Source organism: Yinghuangia soli (genome assembly GCF_021502675.1).
In the GTDB taxonomy this organism is placed as follows: Bacteria; Actinomycetota; Actinomycetes; order Streptomycetales; family Streptomycetaceae; genus Yinghuangia; species Yinghuangia soli.
Genome location: NZ_JAKFHA010000008.1, coordinates 121797 through 143134 on the forward strand (window position 1 = coordinate 121797; position 21338 = coordinate 143134).

20 protein-coding genes are annotated in these 21338 nt (G+C 71.9%); 11 read left to right on the forward strand and 9 right to left on the reverse strand.

The window, feature by feature from the left end:
• Positions 1-1147 precede the first annotated feature (1147 nt).
• From LZ495_RS16490 to LZ495_RS16500, 3 genes are all read left to right on the forward strand, one after another.
• On the forward strand, positions 1148-1966 hold the full coding sequence (locus tag LZ495_RS16490; RefSeq protein ID WP_235052968.1) for a hypothetical protein: 819 nt from the start codon (positions 1148-1150) through the stop codon (positions 1964-1966).
• A gap of 102 nt (positions 1967-2068) precedes the next feature.
• Positions 2069-2671 carry a hypothetical protein gene (locus LZ495_RS16495; RefSeq protein ID WP_235052969.1) on the forward strand — a complete coding sequence of 201 codons (603 nt, stop codon included), beginning with the start codon at positions 2069-2071 and terminating at the stop codon, positions 2669-2671.
• Positions 2665-3468, forward strand: coding sequence for an HTTM domain-containing protein (locus LZ495_RS16500; protein ID WP_235052970.1), 804 nt, complete (start codon positions 2665-2667; stop codon positions 3466-3468). The genes LZ495_RS16495 and LZ495_RS16500 overlap by 7 nt, the downstream gene beginning before the upstream one ends.
• 45 nt (positions 3469-3513) lie before the next feature.
• Here the strand turns inward: LZ495_RS16500 and LZ495_RS16505 are convergent, their stop codons facing one another.
• Positions 3514-4650, reverse strand: a complete 1137-nt coding sequence (locus tag LZ495_RS16505; RefSeq protein WP_235052971.1) for an FAD-dependent oxidoreductase — start codon at positions 4648-4650, stop codon at positions 3514-3516.
• 74 nt (positions 4651-4724) lie between these two features.
• Complete coding sequence (locus LZ495_RS44875) at positions 4725-5333, reverse strand: TetR/AcrR family transcriptional regulator (RefSeq protein WP_235052972.1); 609 nt, start codon at positions 5331-5333, stop codon at positions 4725-4727.
• A gap of 73 nt (positions 5334-5406) precedes the next feature.
• On the opposite strand from LZ495_RS44875, the gene LZ495_RS16515 reads away from it, so the two are divergent.
• From LZ495_RS16515 to LZ495_RS16545, 7 genes are all read left to right on the forward strand, one after another.
• Positions 5407-5988: an RBBP9/YdeN family alpha/beta hydrolase gene (locus LZ495_RS16515; protein WP_235052973.1), complete on the forward strand. Its 582-nt coding sequence runs from the start codon at positions 5407-5409 to the stop codon at positions 5986-5988.
• A 115-nt stretch (positions 5989-6103) separates the two neighbouring features.
• The gene (locus tag LZ495_RS16520; RefSeq protein WP_235052974.1) at positions 6104-6913 is read left to right on the forward strand and encodes an inositol monophosphatase family protein; all 810 of its coding nucleotides are present in this window, start codon (positions 6104-6106) and stop codon (positions 6911-6913) included.
• A 145-nt stretch (positions 6914-7058) separates the two neighbouring features.
• Complete coding sequence (locus LZ495_RS16525; protein WP_308268223.1) at positions 7059-8030, forward strand: CehA/McbA family metallohydrolase; 972 nt, start codon at positions 7059-7061, stop codon at positions 8028-8030.
• A gap of 39 nt (positions 8031-8069) precedes the next feature.
• Positions 8070-9158 carry a chymotrypsin family serine protease gene (locus LZ495_RS16530; protein WP_235052976.1) on the forward strand — a complete coding sequence of 363 codons (1089 nt, stop codon included), beginning with the start codon at positions 8070-8072 and terminating at the stop codon, positions 9156-9158.
• A 69-nt stretch (positions 9159-9227) separates the two neighbouring features.
• On the forward strand, positions 9228-10106 hold the full coding sequence (locus LZ495_RS16535; protein WP_235052977.1) for an alpha/beta fold hydrolase: 879 nt from the start codon (positions 9228-9230) through the stop codon (positions 10104-10106).
• 183 nt (positions 10107-10289) lie between these two features.
• Positions 10290-10826 (forward strand): SigE family RNA polymerase sigma factor, encoded by a 537-nt coding sequence (locus LZ495_RS16540; RefSeq protein WP_235052978.1) that lies wholly within the window; start codon positions 10290-10292, stop codon positions 10824-10826.
• A complete protein-coding gene (locus tag LZ495_RS16545) occupies positions 10823-11629 on the forward strand; it encodes a hypothetical protein (protein ID WP_235052979.1) in 807 nt (268 codons plus the stop codon). Before LZ495_RS16540 ends, LZ495_RS16545 begins: the two co-directional genes overlap by 4 nt.
• A gap of 65 nt (positions 11630-11694) precedes the next feature.
• Here LZ495_RS16545 and LZ495_RS16550 read toward each other — a convergent pair whose 3' ends face one another.
• The gene (locus LZ495_RS16550) at positions 11695-13239 is read right to left on the reverse strand and encodes a carboxylesterase/lipase family protein (protein WP_235052980.1); all 1545 of its coding nucleotides are present in this window, start codon (positions 13237-13239) and stop codon (positions 11695-11697) included.
• A 186-nt stretch (positions 13240-13425) separates the two neighbouring features.
• Between LZ495_RS16550 and LZ495_RS16555 the strand changes: the two genes are divergently transcribed.
• Entirely contained in the window at positions 13426-14271 is an 846-nt protein-coding gene (locus LZ495_RS16555) for an arylamine N-acetyltransferase family protein (protein WP_235052981.1), read from the forward strand.
• A gap of 112 nt (positions 14272-14383) precedes the next feature.
• Here LZ495_RS16555 and LZ495_RS16560 read toward each other — a convergent pair whose 3' ends face one another.
• The 6 genes from LZ495_RS16560 to LZ495_RS16585 are packed head-to-tail and all read right to left on the reverse strand — an operon-like array spanning position 14384 to position 21305.
• Complete coding sequence (locus LZ495_RS16560) at positions 14384-14974, reverse strand: GNAT family N-acetyltransferase (RefSeq protein ID WP_235052982.1); 591 nt, start codon at positions 14972-14974, stop codon at positions 14384-14386.
• 3 nt (positions 14975-14977) lie between these two features.
• Positions 14978-15265 carry an acyl carrier protein gene (locus LZ495_RS16565; RefSeq protein ID WP_235052983.1) on the reverse strand — a complete coding sequence of 96 codons (288 nt, stop codon included), beginning with the start codon at positions 15263-15265 and terminating at the stop codon, positions 14978-14980.
• Positions 15255-16787 (reverse strand): AMP-binding protein, encoded by a 1533-nt coding sequence (locus LZ495_RS16570; protein ID WP_235052984.1) that lies wholly within the window; start codon positions 16785-16787, stop codon positions 15255-15257. Before LZ495_RS16570 ends, LZ495_RS16565 begins: the two co-directional genes overlap by 11 nt.
• Entirely contained in the window at positions 16784-18835 is a 2052-nt protein-coding gene (locus tag LZ495_RS16575; RefSeq protein ID WP_235052985.1) for a class I tRNA ligase family protein, read from the reverse strand. Before LZ495_RS16575 ends, LZ495_RS16570 begins: the two co-directional genes overlap by 4 nt.
• The gene (locus tag LZ495_RS16580) at positions 18832-19992 is read right to left on the reverse strand and encodes an NAD(P)/FAD-dependent oxidoreductase (protein ID WP_235052986.1); all 1161 of its coding nucleotides are present in this window, start codon (positions 19990-19992) and stop codon (positions 18832-18834) included. The genes LZ495_RS16575 and LZ495_RS16580 overlap by 4 nt, the downstream gene beginning before the upstream one ends.
• On the reverse strand, positions 19989-21305 hold the full coding sequence (locus LZ495_RS16585; RefSeq protein ID WP_235052987.1) for a lysine N(6)-hydroxylase/L-ornithine N(5)-oxygenase family protein: 1317 nt from the start codon (positions 21303-21305) through the stop codon (positions 19989-19991). Before LZ495_RS16585 ends, LZ495_RS16580 begins: the two co-directional genes overlap by 4 nt.
• Positions 21306-21338 lie beyond the last annotated feature (33 nt).

Genomic DNA, 21338 nt, shown 5'->3' on the forward strand with positions numbered 1-21338 from the left:
GCTCGGACTGCACCGCGTCCGGATGGCCGAGCGCTGGGAACGTGTCTGGCCGGAGCAGATCCTCAAGTTTGCGCGCACGGGGAGCAGCCGTTGCGTACGACGTGAAGTGGGACGCGAGTACGGAATGCAGTGCTGGAGAAGGGCGTACGGACCCTGGAGAGTCAGTCTGGATTCTTTGTACGAGCGAAGCGGACGGATTGCGCCGCCGCCCATTTCGGGCGGCGGCGCAGGGAATCCGACTGATTCTGGGCGACGCGTCTCGACTCGTGAACCAAGACTGGGATTCGGCGCGCGCGCGAATCGCGGGCGCGCCATGACGAATGCCTGTCGGATCGTGCATGTGACGGCCTCGGTGTGTGCGCGGCGCTGCCCCGGCAGCGCCGCGCAACCGAACCTGCTGTGCGCTTGGGCCACACTCCGGGCTGCTGCGTACGCGTGGCTCGGGGCGTACGCGGGAGGAGCCGCGCTGCCGCCCGTCACGGGCGGCAGCGCAAATGAGCCCGCCTGCACCTGGCTTGGCAGGCGTAGGAACCCGAGGGCAAAGATTGCGGCGCCCACTGAGATGGACCGTGCGGGATCCGCGAGGGTGGCCTGGGGGTTCCCGTACGAGGGCGAAATCGATCGGTTGCGCCGCCGCCCGGATCGGGCGGCGGCGCAGACCAAGCTCGACTGGGAACTGGAACGGCTGCGAGAAGTACGGCCGGCCATCGTCGTACGAGGGCATGGGTGGTGGCGCGGCGCTGGAAAGCTAACGGTTGTGCCGCCGCCCAACGCGGGTGGCGGCGCCAGTCGGATCATGCGGCACTGGGTGTCGCGTGGCTCTGGAACTCGTCTGGTCGGGAGCGAGGTTCGAGGTTGCGCACGTGCCGCACGGCGGGCGCGTGAGTGTGCGCCGGGTGTGCTCCCTGGTGTGCGCTGTGTGCTCCGCGGCTGATCGGGTGAACCTGTTGGGGTCTGCGTTTGCGGGGGTGCGGGTTGGCGAAGGCCTGAGGGTGACGGTCCATCCAACTTGTTGTCGATGATCTTCCCGCCAATTGCCGCCAGGTCGACATCCGTTGGTGTCGCCCGCGTCGGATCAGGGCGGGCATTGGGGTTCATTTCCTTTCGGAATTGCGGCCATTCGCCCTCATCGCCTTTGGAGCGAACCATGGTTTCTGACCTGTCCGTGCACCTCGACCAGGACCGGGAACACCGCCTGGTCGTCAAACCGCCGTTCGACGTGATCGACGTGCCGACCCGGCTGGACGACGTGCCGCTGGGCGGCATGCTGCCCCCGCCCGGTTCCATCGTCGTGTACGTCGGCGACCCCGCGGCCCCGGCCTGGTGCCGCCTGCGTGACGCTGTCGGGAGCGGCGACTGGGCCGCCGTGCGTGACGCCGACATCGGCGACTTCGTGGCTCCCTGGTCGACGGAGGAGGAGGCCGTCGAGCAACTCGTGAAGACCCCGGCCTACTTCGAGATCCGGTGTGCCGGTCGGACGCTCTACCGGCACGGTGCCATCCCCACCGGGGCACCCTGGGGGACCGTGCTCTTCCCGTACACCGGAGGCGAGATCGCGCCCGGTGACTTCGAGATCGTCGAGTATCGGCGGTCCTCGGAAGGACCCGCGAGTGCGTCGCTGGAAGTCGAGTACCTCATCCTGCGCCGTGCGCCGCAGTTGTCCGCGCTCGAGCAGCAACTCCTGGGCTCCATCGACCCGTCCATGCGCGAGATCCACGTGGGGTCGCGGCGGCCGCACGACATCAACTGTGTCATGGACCAGATCACGAGGAACATCGAGCGCGACATCCAACGGGAACTGGACAGGAAGCACCAGAGGACCAGTAGCTGCTTGGTCCTGGGGGTGTTCGACGGGGGAGCGATCCCCGAGTCCGACGTTGCGGAGGTCCTTGGCAAGGATCAGGAAGCCGCTGCTTCGGTCGCCGAGTTGCTGCTTCTGCGCCGGCGCATGCTGGGCGAGTCGTAGGCGGAGGATCGCATGAACATGGCTGCGAGGGGATCCGCGGAGGTCGGAAGTCTCGGCTCTGTGCAGTTCGGAGGCGCGGACGTCGGGGGAGTGGCCGGTGCGGTGGGGCAAGTCGTTGTCGTCGCGGTGCTGGTGGCGTGGCTGGTGGTGACCGTGTTGTTCGCTTTGCCGCGCGTCGGTGATCCGATCGGACAGCGCCTGCCTGCCTGGTGCCTTTCGCTGATCCCCTCGTGGTCGTTCTTCGCCCCGAACCCGCCGCGCGACGACCGGGTGCTGCTGTACCGGGACGTGTTCGGCGGTCAGGGAGCGGGCCCGTTCCGCGAAGTGTGGTCCAGTGCTGCGGGATCGGACCTTTTCAAGGGGCGTACGGAGAAGGCCGTGACCGACAGCATCGGCGAACTCCTGGTCCGGTCACGCGTTTCCGCGGGGCAGGACGGGCAGGACGGGCGCAAGCCGACCGATCCGCTCCAGGGAATGCAGGCCGCGCAGGTGATGGTCAGCACGCCGTACGTGCAACTCCTCAACCGCGTCGCCGCCGCCCCGCACGACCCGCGGACCCAGGCCGTGCAATTCGTGATCGTGGCGACGGACCACGGGGAAGAGAGCCCCAAAGTGCTGTTCATTTCGGCGACGCACCGTCTCGATGCGGAGCCGCCGGCCCGGACCGTACCGGAGCCTCCGCGTGCCCGGGTGGGCACGTGCTGACCGCGGCCGTCGCCGCCCGCGAGGTGCTCGCGATCGGTGGTCTGGGGCTGGCCGTCTCGGCGGCCCGCGACCTGCGGGTGCGGCACGAGTACGCGCCCAGCGGTGTCCTCACCTATGCCGTCGAGGCGTCCGGCCGCGACAGCAACGCGGCCCTGCTGTGGCTGTCGACGTGGGAGCACTACCGGGTGGCGCTGGCCGTGCAGTTCGCGGCGGGAGCGGCGGCTCCGGTCGTGGCCCTCGCCGCGCCGACCCCGGCGGCCGCCGTCGCGGCCCTGCTGCTGGCCGCATGCGCCGTCCTGACCCTGCAGCGCAGCAGTTACGGACTCGACGGCGCGGACCAGATGTTCGCCCTCGCCATGATCTCGTGCACCGCCGCGCTGGTCGCCGGAGAGCGGTACGGACGGCTGTTCCTCTACTTCCTCGCGGCCCAGCTGATCCTGAGCTACCTCATCGCCGGCATCGCGAAGCTGGTCTCGCCGGTGTGGCGCGACGGCACATGCCTCGCCGGCATCCTGAGTACAAAGGCGTACAGCTCACCGCGGCTGGCCGCGCTGCTCCGCCGTCATCGCACGTTCGCCCTCGGCATGGCATGGAGCGTGATGCTCTTCGAAGTCACCTTCATTGCGGTGCCGTTCCTGGCGCCGGTACTCGACGGGACGGTCATGCTCGCGGGGCTTGTCTGCGGCGTGCTGTTCCATCTCGGCATCTCGGTGACGATGCGGCTCCACACGTTCGTCTTCGCCTTCACCGGTGCCTACCCGGCGCTGCTGTACGCCATGGACAACCCGCCGATGTGAGCAACCGCCTCCCCTCCGGCGCGTACGGCGACGCCGGGGGAGGCGTCAGGCGGCCCGGCCGCCCGCGTCGCGCTCGGCCAGGAGCCGGGTGATGGCGTCCGCAGCGGTCCGGCCTGCGCGGTTGGCGCCGACGGTGCTGGCGGACGGACCGTAGCCGATCAGATGGATACGGGGGTCCTTGGCGGCATGGGTGCCGTCCATGCGGATGCCGCCGCCGGGTTCGCGGAGCGCCAGCGGGGCGAGGTGGTCGAGGGCGGCGCGGAAGCCGGTGGCCCAGAGGATGGCGTCGGCGCGGATGTGCCGGGGGCCGTCAGGGGCGTCCCAGGCGACACCGTCCGGGGTGATGCGGTCGAACATCGGGAGCCGGTGCAGGACGCCTCGGGCCTGGGCCGCGCGTACGGCCGGGGTGGGCGGCAGACCGGTGACCGAGACGACGCTCTCCGGGGGCAGGCCGAGGCGCACGCGGTCCGCGACGCGGGCCACCACTTGGCGGCCGAGCTCCGGGGTGAAGGGCTCGTCGGTGAACTGCGGGGGACGCCGTGTCACCCATGTGGTGGTACCGCCCGCCGCGGCTATCTCGGCCAGGAAGTGGATCGCGGACGTGCCGCCGCCGACCACGACGACGTGCTGCCCGCGGAACTCGTCCGCGCTGCGGTAGTCGGCGGTGTGCAGTTGGCGGCCGCGGAAGTCGCCGGCGCCCGGGTAGTACGGGCGGAACGGGCGCCGCCAGGTGCCGGAGGCGTTGATCAGGGCGCGCGACGTCCAGGTGCCGGAGTCGGTGGAGACCTCCAGGCGGCCGTCCGCGCGCGAGCGGACGGCGGTGACGCGTACCGGTCGGATGACGGGCAGCTCCATCGTGCGCTCGTACGCCGCGAAGTACTCGGGGACCGCCTCACGGGCCGGCCGTGACGGGTCCGGCTCGGGGAAGGCCATGCCGGGCAGGTCGTGGACGCCGTGCACCGACTCCATGAGCAGCGACGGCCAGCGGTGCGACCACGCGCCGCCGGGGGCCGGGTCGGCGTCCAGGACGACGAAGCTCAGGCCGTCCCGGCGCAGGTGGTACGCGGCCGACAGCCCGGCCTGGCCCGCGCCGATGACGACGACGTCCAGGTCCCGGTCCCGGTACGGACCGGGATCCGCACCGAGGCCGACTGCGGTGTGCTCCACCTGCGTGAGTCCCATGCGGAGGACAACACGATCGGCCTCCGGGGCCTTCCCGCGGTGAAGGGACCCGAGGCCTTCCCGGCGCGGCGGGCCTACCGGCTCTCCGTGCCGCCGAGCCCCTGCAGCAGCTGGGCGACGTGCGCCGGAGCCTCCTTGGCCGTGAGGGGCCGGTGGCCCACCAGAAGCCGGTACCAGAACAGGCCGAAGAGGTGGTCGGTCGCGGCCTCCAGGTCGGCGTCGGCCGGGAGTTCGCCGCGTTCCGCGCCGCGGGTGAGCAGGGTCAGCACGACCGCGCGCCGGCTTTCGACCCATTCGCGGAACGGTTGGGCGAAAGCCGGGTCCAGCTGGGCCTCTGCCATCAGGCCGCGCAACGTCCGTACCCGCAGCGGATGTTCGGAGACACCGTAGAGGGCGGTGGCGAAGGCGGTGAGGTCGCCCGCGAGGGATCCGGTGTCCGGCTCGGGCATCCGCTGTCCGACCGCCGTGCGGTAGCCGTCCAGGACCAGCAGCGCCTTGGACTTCCACCACCGGTAGATCGTGCTCTTGGCGACGTCCGCGCGGTTCGCGATCCCCTCGATGGTGACGGCCTGGTAGCCGAGCTCCTCGACGAGTTCGATCGCCGCGGCGAGGACCGCGTCATGAGCGTCCTGGCTTCGGATCCGGCCGCCGACGCGGCGGGGGTGGGCTTCTCCGGTGGGCACTTGCCCACGCTAGCAGTTGTGCTACGTTAATCGAAACGCGACGGTGCGTTTCGATTAGGGGAGTGGATCGAACATGAGCGAGATCGTGGTTTCGCACGGCTACGGTGCCGGTGACGACAGCGTCTGGTTCCCGTACCTGACCGAGCAGCTGGCCGGGGCGGGCCACCGGGTCACCGTGCCGCGGCTGCCCGAGACGAACGCACCGCGGCTGGAACCGTGGCGCAAGACATACGGAGAGGCGGTGGCGGCCGCCGGGCCCGCCGAGGACACCGTGCTGGTGGGGCACAGCATCGGCGCGGTCAACGTGCTGCGCTTCCTCGAGCAGCACGACGCGGACGCCGGGGGCGTTTTCGCGGGCGTCCTCCTGGTCGCCGCGTCGGCGCACGAGGTCGGGTACGACGAGCTCGCCGAGTTCTTCGAGGGCGGCTTCGACTGGGCGCGCATCCGCCGCGCAGCCCGGCAGTTCCGGGTCCTCCAGGCCATCGACGACCCGGTCAACCAGCCCGACCCGACCGAGCACGTCCGGCTGTTCGTCGAGGGCCTCGGCGCGACCGCCGTCGTGACGCCGACCGGCGGCCACTTCGGCGCGACCCCGGACGACCATGTCGAGGTCCCCGAGGCCGTCCGGCTGGTCACCGAGCTGATCGGCGCCTGAGCATGCGCCCGGCCCCGCGCGGGGTACCGGCGCGGGGCCGGGCGGAGCTGATGCCGGGCCGAAGCGCGGCTCGCGGATTGCCGTTCCGGCTCGGGGGGCCTTGGATGGAAGGGTGATGAGCACACGGGATGCCGGGCGGGTCACCGACCTGATGATGCAAGTGGCCGGGGACGAGGTGCTGCCCCGCTTCGGGGCGCTCGCCGCGGCGGACATCGCCGAGAAGCGGCCGGGCGACCTGGTCACCGTGGCCGATCGGCTGGCCGAGGAGCGCCTCACCGAAGGACTCACCGCCCTGCTGCCGGGCTCGCTGGTGGTGGGCGAGGAGGCCGTGCACGCGGATCCGGAGGCGCTGCGCCGCCTCGACGGCGACGCCCCCGTGTGGATCGTCGACCCGGTGGACGGCACCGGCGCCTTCGTGCGCGGCGACGAGCGCTTCTGCATGCTCGTCGCGCTCGCCCAGGCCGGGACCCTGCTGGCTTCCTGGACGTACGCGCCCGCCCTGGGCATCCTCGCCACCGCGCGCCGGGGCGAAGGAGCCGTATGCGACGGGCGCCCCGTCCGCGTGCCGGAGCACCGGGCCGACGCCGGTCCGCTCAGGCTGCACATGAGCGACCCGGAGTTCCTCACGCCCGCACAAGGCGCCATGCTGGCGCGCCTCCACGGGCCCGACTTCACCCAGCAGGCGTCCACGTCCGCCGGCCTGGACTACGTGGACCTGGTACGCGGCGACACCGACGGGCTCGTCTACGCGTGGGAGTCGCCTTGGGACCACGCCGCGGGCCTGCTGCTCGTCGCCGAGGCGGGCGGCGTGTCCGCCACGCTCGACGGCGCGCCGTTCAAGCTCGCCGGCGGGAACGCGCTGCCGCTGGTCGTGGCCGCGCACGAAGACGTGGCCGCGGACCTCGCGAAGCGCCTGATCGGCTGACCCGCCGCCCGGGGCCCGGCCACCGAGGCCTGCCGATGCACCCGTGCGCGGAGGCAGGCTTGGCAGCCGGACCCCGCGGCCGCCACGATGAACGTCCGCGCGCCCGCCGTGCCGTTCGCGGGCGCCTCGAGGACGGGGAACGAACGTGCACGCACTGCCGTTTGGCCGGCCCGGTCGCTTCTGGCGAGGCAATCTGCACACGCATTCCGACCGTTCGGACGGCGCCTTGCCGCCCGCCGAGACGGTACGCATCTACCGCGAGGCGGGCTACGACTTCCTCGCCCTCACCGACCACTTCCGGCCCGAGTACGGCTACCCGCTCACCGACACCCGATGGCTGCGCACCCCCGACTTCACCACCCTGCTCGGCGCCGAACTGCATGCGCCCGTCACCGAGGCCGGACAGCAGTGGCACATCATCGCCGTGGGCCTTCCGCTCGGCTTCGAGGCACCCGAACACGGTGAGACCGGACCGGAGCTGGCCCGCCGGGCCCGCGACGCGGGCGCCTTCATCGGCATGGCCCACCCGGCCGCGTCGCTGCTCACCCTCGCCGACGCGGAGTCCCTGGACGCGGCGCACGCCGTCGAGATCCACAACGCCCTGTCCGCCCGCGAAGACCGCGGCGACAGCTGGCACTTGACCGACGTCCTGCTCAACCGGGGGCACCGCCTGAGCGCGTACGCCGCCGACGACGCGCACTTCCAGCCGCAGGACCCGCCCGGCTGCCTGGCCTGGGTGCAGGTACGCGCCGAATCCCTCGACCCCGACGCCCTGCTGGCCGCCCTCATAGCCGGCCACTACTACTCCAGCACCGGCCCCGAACTCCACGACGTCGCCCTCACCGACGGCCTGGTCACCGTCCGCTGCTCTCCCGTCCGCAAGATCCTGCTCACCGGATGCACCCCGGGCGCCCAGGTGATCGAAGGCGACGACCTGACGCATGCCACCCTCCCGGTCGCCATGTTCGGCCACGGCCACTGCCGCGTCACCGTCGAGGACGCCGCCGGCGGACGCGCCTGGAGCAACCCGATCCACCTGGCCCCCGAGGCCGAGTCCGCCGAGTCCGCCGACTTTGTGGAAGCCTCTGAAAGTCGGACGAACACCCTTGATGCGTAAGCAAATTGACCTTCCGCGCTAGTCGGTTGGCCATCTTCCGTGTTGCCGACGACACGGGTAGCCTCCCGGCGCGCCGCGGATGCCATCGGCCGCGGGCCGCGGGCGGACATCTTCTCGGGCGTCGACAACGACCCGGCGTCCTGGAAGGTGACGCTCTACCTGACCGACCCGAGCCGCGCCGGAGAGTTCGTCGCGGCCATGCGCGCGCTGGACCCGGGTGTGGACATGACCCCGCTGACCGTCGCGCAGGGCAAGAACACGCGTCTGGAGGCCAAGGCCGAGGCGGTCCGGCTCGTCGAGGCGACCGACCTCCCGTTCCAGGTGTTCGGCGCGTCGTGGCTGTCGGACGGCAGCGCCGTCAAGATCCAGGTCGACCGCCCGGCCGCCGTGGAGGAATACCGCAACTCGGCTGCGGCGAGCGCACGTTCGGCGACGGCACCGGCCGGCGGGAAGTTCGGCCTGATCGCGGAGCAGGGCTCCGCGCCCGTGCCGACGGCCAGCCGGGTCTCCGACACGTCGCCGTTCTACGGCGCCGCCGCGATCGGCGTCCACCCGGACAACCCGGCAGCCGCCTGGTGCACGACCGGCATCCCGGTGGTCGACCGGAACGGCGGGCGCTGGATCACCACCGCGGCGCACTGCACCAGCCCGAACGCCCACCTCTACACCCACTTGAACGGGTACATCGGGCAGGCCACCATCTGGAACCCGAACTACGACGTCGCCTTCATCAACGCGAACAGCTACCCGCGCACCTGGGACGGACTGGACCCGGGCGGCTACACGCGCGACCTGCTCGGCGGTGCCGGGCACTCGCAGCTGGGCGAGGAGGTCTGCCACCTGGGCTACAACTCGATGGTGATCCACCAGCGCATCCCGTGCGGCAACCGCGTCGTCACCAAGGAGCACGTCTACCGGCTGGGTTCGTACACGATGACCGGCGTGCTGGCCCGCCAGTACAACTTCTCGCCGGCCGCGGTCACCGGCGACAGCGGCGTGCCCGTCGTGTCGTTCGGACCCGGCGAATCGCGCATCGTCCGCGGCTTCGTGAGTGCGGTGATCGACGGCCGGGAGGTGATCTACCAGGACTTCACCGACATCGCCGGAGCCTTCAGCGTCCGCGTCTGACCGGTCCGCACCGCCGGCCCGCCCGGGAACATGTTTGCCCCCGGGCGGGCCGGAAGTCGATCATGGCCCATGCCGAACTACACGTCCTGGGACGACACCAAGCTGTGGTACGAGCGCACCGGTACGGGCACCGGCGTGCCCCTACTGGTGCTGCCCGGCGGCCCGGGAATGGACGCCCGCTACCTCGACGACCTCGCCGGTCTCGGCCGGGACCGCGACGCGGTGTTCCTCGACCCGCGCGCCACCGGCCGCTCCGGAGTCCCGCAGGACCGGTCCACCGTCGCCTTCACCGCGCAGGCCCGCGACGTCGAGGCGCTCCGCGGCCATCTGGGCGCGGACCGCGTCGACGTCCTCGGCCACTCGGCAGGCTGCCTGGTCGCGCAGGAGTACGCGGCCGCGCACCCGGAGCGCGTCCGGCGGCTCGTCCTGGTGACGCCGGTCGGCCGCGCCGCCCGCGAACCCGACCCCGCCGAAATCGCCGCGCTGCGTGCCGCACGCTCCGCCGAGCCCTGGTACGCGAGTGCCGCCGAGGCTGACCGGCGGCTCGCCGAAGGCGGGCTCACGGCGGAGCGGCAGAGCGTGCTTAGCGCGCACCTGACCCCCTTCTTCTGGTACCGCTGGGACGACGAGACGCAGGCCGCGTACGCGCGCGGACAGGGGGCCGCGCTGCCGTGGCTGCGCGAGGCGTTCTACGCCGGCTCGGCGACCTCGGACACGGCCGACGAGCGCCTGGCCCGCCTGGCCGCGGCACGAACTCCCGTGCTGGTCCTGGCGGGTGCCTACGACGGAATGATCGGGACCGCTCCCGCCCGCCTGGCCGCCGCGCTCCACCCCGGCAGCCGTCTGGAGATCCTGCCGCGGTCCGGGCACCGCCCATGGGTGGAGGAGCCTGGCCTTTTCCGCAGCCTGGTGGCCGGCTTCCTGGACGCAGCGGACGGGCGTCCCTGACGGGCCTTTGTCCCTGTCCGGAACTCCGGGGGGCGAACCCCGGTCCGAAGCCGAGCCGCACCCGCGCCGAACCCGGGCAGCACGCCGCGCCGCCGCCCGCGCCGATCGCAGGGCAACCTTTCCGTGCGCCCGTGCTGTTCAGCCGGTGACAGTCACTGCGGACAACAAAGGGGGGCGCAGTCCATGGCCGATGATCCACCGGGGTTCCAGGACTACATAGCCGCGCGTCGCGATCACCTGGTGCGCGTCGCGGTCCTGCTGACCGGGGACCGGCACCAGGCGGAAGACCTCGTGCAGGCCGCACTCGTACGGGTGTGGCCGAAGTGGCGGCGCGTCAGCCGGGGCGAGAACGTCGACGCCTACGTGCGCCGCGTACTCACCAGCACATTCCTCAACTGGCGCCGCCGCTTGTGGTCCCGTGAACACCCGACCGACGTCCACGCCGACGCGGGCCTGCTCGACCGGGCCGATGGCGGCGACGCCTACGCCGTCGTCGACAACGCGGGTGTGCTGCTGCCCGCCCTGCGCCGCCTGCCGCCCCGGCAGCGCGCGGTCGTCGTGCTGCGCTACTACGCCGACCTCGGCGAGGCCGAGGTCGCGGAAACGCTCGGCTGCAGCGTCGGCACCGTCAAGAGCCAAGCCCACAAAGGACTCAAGGCACTGCGCGAGGAACTCGCCCCGCGGTACGCAGCCCCCTCGAACGGAAGGGTCACGGCATGACCATCGGACCGCACGGCACGGAATCCCCAGTCGACACCGCGGAGGACGCCGCCCTGGTACGCGACGCCCTCCACGGCGAGGTGGCACATGTCATCGCCGGCCCCGATCTATACGCGCGGGTGGCCACCGGGGCGCGGGTCCGGCGCCGCCGCCGGACGACCGCCTTTGCCGCCGCGGCCGCGGTGGCCGCCGTTGCGGTGACCGGCGCAGTGGACCCGTTCGGCTGGCGCGGCGGAACGGAAAGGGCCACCGTGGCCCGACCTGGAGCCACACCGTCGAGCCTGTCCACGCAGACCGGAACGGCGATGCGGGACTGCCCCGCGACATTTGCCGAAGCGTCCAGCCCCAGCGTTTCCGACGGGCCTCTGCTGCCGGCCAAGCCGGGGGCCATGCTCCTGTGCGTCTACACGCAGGGGACGAGCGACTATTGGACGCCCCCTCCCGGGGCCATCCTCAACCCGGACGGCAAGACCTACCAAGATGTCACCCCGACCCCGCCCAAGATCACCTGGAAGGTGGACAGCAAGCTATTCTCGGACGCCGAAGCCGAGGAAATGGCCGCCGCGCTGAACGGCCAGGCCTCGGAGCCGTATCGGGCGCCGGGGTACGTCGGCCCGGATGGTGTCCAAGTCGGGGATTGTCTGATGGCCGGACCCATCCACGTGCTGTTCTTCCGCAACGCGGCCGGCCAGGAGGCCACACTCCGGGAGTCCAGTTGCTTCACCTCCCTGAACGACGGGCGGATCTCCATCCGGAAGCCTCAGGCGTGGATCACCCTGACCGACGGGATGATCCGCGACTGACCCGCAGCGGCCCGGCGGCCGAGCGCCCGTGCGCCGGCCGCCAGATGCCGCTCCCGGACCCGGACCTAGGCCAGGCCCGGGAGGAACTCCACGCCCTCCCAGAGCCACCGCTCCCCGCTGCGCGGGTCGTGCACGACCTCGCTACCGGGCGTGTCGTGCTTCGCGAAAGCAAGCACTGCCCGGTCCGGGCCGTACGCGGGCCAGCCCTCCGGAGCACCTGTGCGGGCGAATTCGACCCAGCGGCCGTGCATGGTCCGCGCCAGCTCGGCGGGCGGCTCGGTGCCGATGAACCCGTCGGCACCGGGCGTGCCGAGGTTGTCCCAGACGAACGGAATCTCGACGATGTGCGCGGCACCCAAAGGGAGTTCCGTGCTGATCGTGGCCGGCGAACGCCAGCCGAACTCGTACACGAAGGTCGGGGCGGCGGCACTGCGGGCCTCGGCCACGCGGTAGCTGGGGATCCGGAAGATCCGGTCGGTCATCACGGCCGCGAACACCTGGGCCGGAGTGTCGCGGGTGTAAGGCTTCTCGTCGGCGGCCGCGTAGGCGTCGTAGGCGTGTCCGGGGACGCCGTACTGGGCCAGACGCGCCTTGAAGGCCTCCGCTCCGACCCCGATCAGGCCCGGGTAGGGCGCCACGAAGAAGCGGTGCTCCTCGGTGTTGGTGCCGAGCAGCAGGGTGACGTGTGAGCCCGCCCCGCTCCGGATGGCGTCGATGGGTGCCTGCGCCAGAAGATCCCCGTCCACGACCGGCAGGAACGACATGCCGCACGAAGCGATGGTGGTGGCCCCGAACCGTCCCGCGTCCGCGGTGTCGACGACGAGCTGGTGCACCCGCTGCTGGGCCTCGATGACCGCGCCTGGGTCCACGGTGCGGAAACCGTCGAAACCGGCGTCGATGCCCAGTTCTTCGGCGACCGCAGCCGTGATGAGGCGCGCGTCGTCGACGCTCTGCCCGAGACTCGCGCTCCCGCTCTGCACGATCGCCTTGTGGAACAGGTCCGTGCCGGTGGACAGCAGCGCCAGGATGCTCATCGCCCCCGCGGACTCGCCGAAGACCGTGACGTTGCCCGGGTCGCCGCCGAAGCCCGCGATGTTGTCCCGGACCCACTGCAGCGCGAAGAGCTGGTCCAGCAGCCCGCGGTTGGCCGGCGCCGGAGCGCCCTGGATGTATCCGAACCCCTCGACCCCCAGCCGGTAGTTGAGGCTGACCAGCACCACTCCGTCGCGGGCGAACGCGGAGCCGTCGTAGAGCGTGCCCGCCGAGGAGCCGCGCAGGAACGCGCCGCCGTGGATCCACACCATCACCGGCAGCGGCCCGGACCGCTCGCGCGGTGCCCACACGTTGACGGTCAGCCAGCCGTCCCCGGGTACCGGCTCCCCGCTCGCCTCGACGTCGAACAACCCGGCGGTCGAGCGCGGCGGGGTGGGTCCGAACGCGTCGGCCGCAAGCGTGTCGTGCCACGGTTCCGGCGGGACCGGAGGGCCGAACCGGTGCGGGCCGACCGGGGGCGCCGCGTACGGAATGCCGCGGAAGACCCCCGTCCCGTCCGCGACTCGTCCGGCCACCGGTCCGTAGGTGGTCCGCACTTCCCAGATGCCCTCTGCCACGTTCCGCCTCCGCTGCCGTTCCCGTGCCGGTCCGCCGGTCTGCCGGTCCATCCGTGCCGCAACCGCGCGCGGCAAGGTGCTCCGGGACCATCAAACAACGCAAATGTTGCCGCGCTCCGCGGCCGACGCGTTCCGGCGGGCCGTCCTCCCGCCGCATCGCCGCGATGCGGCTGGTTCACTGGCCCGGTGAACACACATGATCTCTGGCAGGTCGACGACCTCGACCTCGGCGGATACCTCGCCCGCATCGGCGTCCCCACCCGGGCCCCCGGACGAGCGGCGCTCGACGAACTGCACGAGGCGCACGTCCGGACCTTCACCTTCGACGACATCGACGTCTTCATCGGCGCGCCCCGCGGCGTGGACCTCGCGACGCTGCAGGAGAAGTTCGTGGTCCGCGGCCGCGGCGGCTACTGCTTCGAGCACTCGACGGTCTTCGCCGCGGCACTCCAGCAGCTCGGTTACGAGGTGCGCCGGCACCTCGGGCGCGTCGGCGACCCCGCGGACGGGCAGCAGGGCCGCACCCACATGGTGGTCGAGGCCGTCGTGGACGGGCAGCGGCTGCTGTGCGACCCCGGCTTCGGCATGAGCCTGCTGCGCCCGGTCCCGCTGGAGGACGGCGTCGAGGACGAGCACCTCGGCTGGCGCTACCGCATCGACCGGCGCGGCGACGTGTGGGACATGCGCCGGTGGCGCGACGGCGGCTGGATGATGATGCACTCCACCGACGAACTGGAAGTGCTGCCCAGCGACGTCGTGATCGCCGACTACTACACGGGCACCCACCCCGAGTCGCACTTCAAGCGCACGCTCATGCTCACCCGCCACCTCCCGGGCCGGCACGTCACCCTCACCCAGGCGACCGTCACCGTGCGCGAGGCCGGCAAGCCCACCGAGAACCGCCCGCTGCGGGACGGCGAACTGGCGGAGTGGCTGCGCGTCCTGGAGGTCCCGCTCACCGCGGACGAGGAGGAACTGCTCCTGACCCGCGCCGCCGAGGAAACGGCCAAGCAGGCGGCGGCCCGGGCCTGACCCGCACGCGGCAAGGCCCCGGAAGCGACAGGGGTCGCGAACAGCTGCTCTACGTACCAGCAGTGTTCGCGACCCTTCGCCGCCCGGCGGGACCGCCCCCGTGTGACTGCGCTCAGACGGGGAGAGTCAGCAGGTGTTCCTTCACCTTGGGCCACTCGCCGCGCAGCACGCTGTAGAAGATCGCGTCGCGGCGCCGGCCGCCCGGCATGTAGTTGAAGCTCCGCAGGGTCCCTTCCTCCACCGCACCGATGTTGCGGAGGCCCTGCCGCGCCTGCAGGTTGAGGATGTCGGTCTTGAACTCGACGCGCTCCGCGCCCAGTTGCTCGAAAGCGTGCTCCAGCAGCAGGTACTTCGCCCAGCGGTTGACGCCCTTGCCGCGGAAGTCGCGGCCCAGCCAGGACCAGCCGATCTCCAGCCGCGCGTCCGCCTCGGCCATATTGCCGAAGCTCATGCTGCCGGCGATCCGCCCCGACGCCTTGTCGGTCACGATGAACACGACCCGCCGCCCGGCCGCCTGATCGGCCAGGCAGGTGTCGAAGAAGACCTTGTAGTCCTCGTCGCTCTCGACCGCCGAGACGAAGTACCGCCAGATGTCCGGGTCCATCGCGACGGCGTGCAGGCCCTCGCGGTCGTCCTCGGTCACCGGCGCGAGGCGCACGTGGTCGTTTTCCAGGACGGCGGGCGCCTTGGTGGCCCAGGTCATAGGTCAGGCTCCATGGTTCGAGGTGGGCGCCGAGGCGGGTGCCGCGTGCCGGCCGAGGGCCTCGGTGACGTCGCGCAGCGTGCGCATCTCGGCGAGGTCCTCCTCGGTGAAGTGGGCGAGGTCGACGCCGGTAGCCTCGCACAGCTCGGTCAGGAACAGGACCTTGTTGAGCGAGGTCAGCGCATACGAGCCGGCCATGTCGGCGTCCAGGTCGAGGCTGGCGGGGGCGACGTCGCGGGTCAGGACGGCGGAGAACTGCTCGCGCGCTGCGGTTTCCACATCAGCGGGCATGGATTCCCTCCTCGGGGTCGTGGACGGCATCGTGGTACGCGGCGAGGATCTGCTGCCGCTTGGGCTTGTACTGCGAGGTCAGCAGGCCGTTGCCGATGCTGAACGGCGGATCGGCGACGACGACCCGGCTGATCCGCTCGTCGGCGGCCACCGCGGCGTTGGTGGCCGCCAGCCGCGCCGCGACGGCCCCGAGGTCGGCGGCCTCGGCGGCCGGGGAGACGACCGCGACCAAGTCGGTCTGCCCGGGGCAGAAGAGCACGCACTCGGCGATCGCCGGGTCGGCCTTCATCAGCTCCTCGATCGGCCGGACGACGACCTTCTTGCCGTTGTCCAGCACGATGACGTCGTCGGCCCGGCCGCGGATGAACAGGAACCCGTCGTCGTCCAGATAGCCCAGATCGCCGGTGCGCACCGTCCCGTCCGGGCCGAAGATGCGCTCCGAGTCGCCCGGCTTGGCGTAGATGTAGTGGTCGTTGACCGGATGGTCGCTGCGCACGCTCACCACGCCGTCCGCATCGATCAGGACGTGCTTGCCGCGGAGCACCTGGCCGACGCTGCCGTCCCGGTGCGCCTTGGGGTGGTTCTTGGTGACGATGCAGGTCTCGTTGAGCCCGTAGCCCTCGTAGATGGGCAGTCCGGCGTCCGCGAAGAAGCCCAGCATGCTCGGCGCGGCCGGCGCCGAGCCGGTCCACAGGTAGCGGATGCGGTCGCCGAAGACGGCCTGCGCCTCCTCGGCGAGGGTCCGGTCGCCGCCGGCGCGGCGCAGCCGGGCCTCGATCTGCCGCTTGGCGGTCTCGAAGAACGCCGGCACGCCCATGACCACGGTCGGCCGCGCGCGGCGCAGCGCCGCGAAGGCCGCCTCGTACGTGCTGACCGTGACGTCGTGGCCGTTCAGCAGCGCCGAGTAGACCCAGTAGCGCTGCTGCAGCAGGGACAGCGGCAGGAACACGAACAAGTCGTCGCCCGGGCCGTGTTCGAAGATCTCCTGGACGGCCAGCAGCGAGCTGTCGATGCTGCCCGCGGTGGCGCCGAGGCCCTTGGGCTCGCCGGTGCTGCCGGAGGTGAACTTGACGGTGGTGACGTCGCCGGCCGCCCAGTCCGGGGGCGGCGGCAGCACCGGCAGCGGCTCCGCGGCGCCGTCCGGGGCCGCCCAGGCCGCGACCTCGGCCATCGGCACGATCCCGGGCGCGTCGGCCGGGCGGTCGGTGAACAGCAGCGTGATCGCGTAGCGGTCCATCAGCGCCCGGGACGCCTCGAACTTGCCCGGTTCCAGGCCCGCGGTCTCGGCCTTCAGGCGCAGCGCCGCGAGGTCCAGCAGGACCCATTCGAGGCTGTTGGCGGCCAGGATGCCGATCCGGTCGCCGGGCCGTACGCCTTGGGCCAGCAGCCGCTGCGCCACCCGCTCGGCGCGCACGACGAGTTCGGCCAGCGGGATGCTCTGCGTGCCGAGCAGGCTGGCGACGGCTATGTGCCCGGGGGCCGGCCCGCCCGTGAAGAGCCGGCCCAGGGTGTCCCCGGTCATCCCGCGTCCTCCTCGGCGGACGGCGGCGCGGACTGCGACGCGGGGGCCGGGTCAGAGGCCGGCGCGGACAGCGCGGCCGGGGTGAAGAACACCGCGTCCGCCAGCCGGATTTCCGTGCCCGGCGGCACCGGTTCGACCGCCTCGGGCCACACGGTGGCCTCGGGCAGGCCGAGCGCGGCGGCCAGCCGGCCCGCGAAGCGCGGCATCACCGGCACCGCGGCGGCTGCGAGCAGCCGGGCCGCGGTCAGCTCCAGCGCGACGGCCGTGCGGGTCTCGTCCGGCCAGGCGGCGCTCTGCGCGGTGCGTGCCTCGCGCCGCGCGAACCGCACCGTGTCCCGGACGATCCCGTCGAGTTCGGCGGCGGCCTGGTTCAGCGAGAAGCCCTCGCTGCCCAGGCTCGCGGTGACGGCGTCGAGCCGGGTGCCGAGCCGGGCCAGGAAGCCGGAGTGCTCCGGCGTCCAGTTCCCCGAGTCGGGTGCCTTGCCGTCGTACTGCTTGGCGATCCGGGCGCCCAGGTCGTTCAGCCAGCTCTGCCAGGTGCCGATGAGGGTGTCGCGCACCACCGCGTCGTACGCGTCGCGCCGGAAGTCGGTGCGCTCGTCCTCGGGCCGGTTCCGGGCGAGGAAGTACCGGACCGCGTCGACCGATTCGGGGGTGAGGATCTCCTTGCCCCAGATCGCGTGCCGCCGGCTGGTGGAGAACTTGGCGCCTTCGAGCAGGTAGAACTCGTTGACGTGGTAGTCGATGTCCGGCGTCCAGTCCGGGTGCGCGAGCTGGTACAGCACCGGGTAGAGCACCGAGTGGTAGAAGCTGTTGTCGTAGCCGAAGAAGTGCACGATCTTCCAGTCGTGGCCCGGGTCCCCGGCCTGCCACTCCTTGCCCAGCCGGGCGCCCAGCGCCTCGATGCCGTGCAGGAAGCCGTACGACATCTCCGGCCAGACCCAGATGACCTGCCCGTCGACGTCCTTCTCCGCGGGCGGCACACCCCACGAGGACGGGTGGCTGAGCGGGATGTGCAGCTCGGGGCGGGCGAACAGCCGGTCGGCCAGCTCGCGGAGCCGGGCCGGGACGCGGCCGAGCCGCTGGTGCGCGGCGACGTCGTCGCGGAACACGTGCAGCGGCAGCGACCAGCGGGCCAGCGGCGCACGCCGCGGCTCGCCGGATGACCCGCTCGACTGCGGATCCGCAAGGTCCGCCACGGTGTTGGGCTCGCCGCAGTCCTCGCAGATGTTGCCGCCGGTGGGCGCGCTGCACCCGGGGCAGCCGCCGGTGACGTCCACCTCGTACAGGTACTTTCCGCTCTCCGCGTCGAAGAGCGCGTCCTTCTCCGCGACCGAGGCCCAGCCCGAGGCGACCACGCGCGAGAAGAAGTCGCGCAGGCCGTCGCGGTAGCCCGGTGCGGTGTCGGTGACCGTGTACTGGTCGAGCGGGATGTCCATGAGCGCGAGGGTCTGCAGGATCTCGGCGCTGTAGTAGGCCGCGGTCTCGGCGGGCTCGCGGCCTTCCTTGGCGGCCGCCGCGACCACGTAGCTCTGGTAGTCGTCGCTGCCGGTCAGGTGCCACGCGTCGGTGCCGTTCATGCGCTGGTACCGGACGTACGCGTCGGCGCCGAGGTACGGACCGGACAGGTGCCCGAGGTGCAGGTCCCCGTTGGGCGTGGGGGGAGTGGAGAAGACGAACACCGGGCGGCCGCCGAAGCCCGTCCGCTTCTGGTTCCGGGCCGACGCCAGGGCCCGGCCGGAGTCGCGCCAGTACTGGGTGAGGAAGACCAGGTCGGTCTCGCCGGTGTTCTCCAGCACGTGCGACTCGAACGGCTCGAACAGCGCCAGCGTGCCCGGCTGCGCGGGGTGGCGGCGGCCGTCCACCACGAACTCGCCGGTGCCCTCGACGATCACGAAGAACTCGGTCTCGTCGTGCTGGTGGCTGGTGGACGCCCCGCCCGGGGCGACCCGTCCCCAACCGGCGCCCACACCGAGCCCGTCGATGCTGCTCATGCGGATGCCGAAGGCCGCATGGAGGGCCTCGGCGTCGTACCGGTCGTAGATCATGTCGGGTTCTGCCTTTCGGATCGGGGGACGCCGGCGGTCGAGGAGGTGCTCGGGGACGCACTCGGGGCAGCACTCGGTACAGGGGGAGCGGCGGACCCGGCCAGCAGGCGGACCGCCGCCGCCGCGATGGCCGGGGCGAAGCGGTAGCCGGAGCCGCTGGCCGCGCCCGCGAAGACCACCCGGCCGTCGTCGGTGAGCGAGCGCACCTGGGGCACGTTGCCCGGGCCGTACGCATCGCAGAAGACGCGCCCCGAGACGCCGCGGGCGGCCAGTTTCGGCGCGTACCGGGCCAGGACCTCCAGCGCCTGGTCGCGGTTCTCCGCGGTCAGCGCGGGGTCCACCGCGTCGGGGGACACCCCCCACTCCGGGCAGGTGTAGCTGAACAGCCAGTGCCCGCGGTGCCGGTAGGGCAGCAGGAAGGCGTCCTCGTCGTGGAAGACCACCGCGCCGTCGTGCGCGGCGACCGGCTGTTCGAGGTGCAGCGCGACGATCTTCTTGACCCGGGCGCCCAGCGGCGCCACCAGGTCCGCCCAGGCCGGGGCGGCCAGCCACGGACCGGGCGCCAGCACCACCCGGTCCGCGGTGATGGTGTCGCCCGTGCCCAGGGACAGCACGACGCCGTCGGCGCCCGGCTCGACCCCGGTCACCGCGACGCCCTCGCGGAACTCCGCGGCCGGGCGCAGCTCGGCGGCCAGCGCCTGGGTGAGAGCGGCGACGTCCGCGTACTGGCAGCCGTCGCCGGTCCAGGCGGCCATCCCCTCGGGCACCGCCGCGCCTTCCGGCAGGGCCGCGGCAGCGGCGGCCCCGTCCAGCCGCCGCAGTCCGGCCTCCGGCAGGTACGCCTCGTGCAGCGCCGCCTCGGACGCCTCGGCCGCGACCACCGTCATGCCGATCCCGTGGATCGGCAACTCCGGCCGCTCCGCGACAAGTTGCGCGTAGTAGCGCTGGCTCTCCGCGGCCATCGCCCGGGTCTCGGGCACCGCGCCGCGCGGGAAGTGCAGGCCGGCCGAGCGGCGGGTCGCCCCGCCGGCCACCAGGTCCCGGTCCAGGACCGTCACCTGTGCGCCCGGGTCGGCGGCCAGGATCTCGCGGGTGATGAGGCAGCCCAGCACTCCCGCCCCGACCACCGCGACCCCCGTGCGGTGCGCGCCGCTCACGGCGTGTCCCCGGGCTGCGGGCCCAGCTTCGTCGACCATTCGATGAACGACGGCAGTTGCTCGGTGCTGGACACCCGCCCCAGCCGGTCCGCGATGCGGCGGCTGCGCCACGCGTTCAGGCTCAGGTTGGGGTCGGCCAGGCCGCGCTGGTTGCGCGCCGCGTTCTGCACGAAGATCCGGTGGTCGTCCGGCCCGTCCCAGTACACCGCGTAGTCCTCGTCGATGCGGAACTCGTCGCCGTCCCGCTCCAGGCGGTCCGCGATCGGCTCCAGGAAGTCCATCGGCGTGGGCCGGAACCCGGTCGCCCAGATCACCACTTCGGCCTCGAACAGCTCGGTGGCCGCGGGGTTGTCGTTGTGCCGCGCGGACACCTGCCAGCCGCCGTACAGACCGGTGGCGACGTCGAAGACCTCGCGGTTGGGGTAGAGGCCCACCAGGTCGACGTTGCCGTCGACGAAGCGGTGCAGATACGTGCGCTGGTATATCTCGCGCAGTGTGCTCTCGGATATGCCGTCGCTGGTCAGGACGTGCTGCGCGTTGAACGCCTCGCGGGCCTCGCGGTCCAGGTTGAAGAAGTATTCGGCGTGCGAGGGCATGTAGTAGTCGTTGGTGAACGGCGAGTCGTCGATGGGGAAGAAGTTGCCGCGCCGCGATATCCACGAGACCCGGCGCGGCAGCGCGCTGCCGTGCTGGGAGATCATGTCGAGGAACGCCTCGGCGCCGGACTGCCCGCCGCCGATCACCACCACGCGCTTGCCGGCCAGCGCGCCCGCGGTGTGCAGGTAGTCGCTGACGTGGAACTGCTTGGGGCCCAGTTTGTCGAGCACCTGCGCCGGGACGTGCGGCTGGCTGCCGACGCCGACCACCACGTTGTCCGCGGTGAGCGTGCGCCGGTCGGTGCGGACCTTGAACACACCGTCGAAGGTGACCTCGCGGACGCCTTCGCCGAACACCACGTTCTCGTTGCAACTGCTGGCCCAAGCAAGGTAGTTGCGGAACTCCGCGCGCGGCACCGCATCGAACTGCGCGTTCAGGAAGTGGTACAGCCGCCCGCTCTGGTGCAGATAGGCCAGGAACGTGAACGGGTTCGTGGGGTCGGCCAGCGTCACCAGGTCCTTGAACAGCGAGACCTGCAAGGCGTTGCCGGGCATCTGCTGGCCGTCGTGCCAGCTGAAGGACTGCTTCCGGTCCAGGAAGATGTTGGATACGCCCGGCCGGCCGTAGAGCAGTGACGCCAGGCTCAGATTGGCCGGTCCCACGCCCACACCGAGGCAGGTGTAGTGCGTGGGACCGGGAATGGGCTCGTGCGCCATTGAGGCCTCTCCTTCGGGCGGATCGCCGCGCTC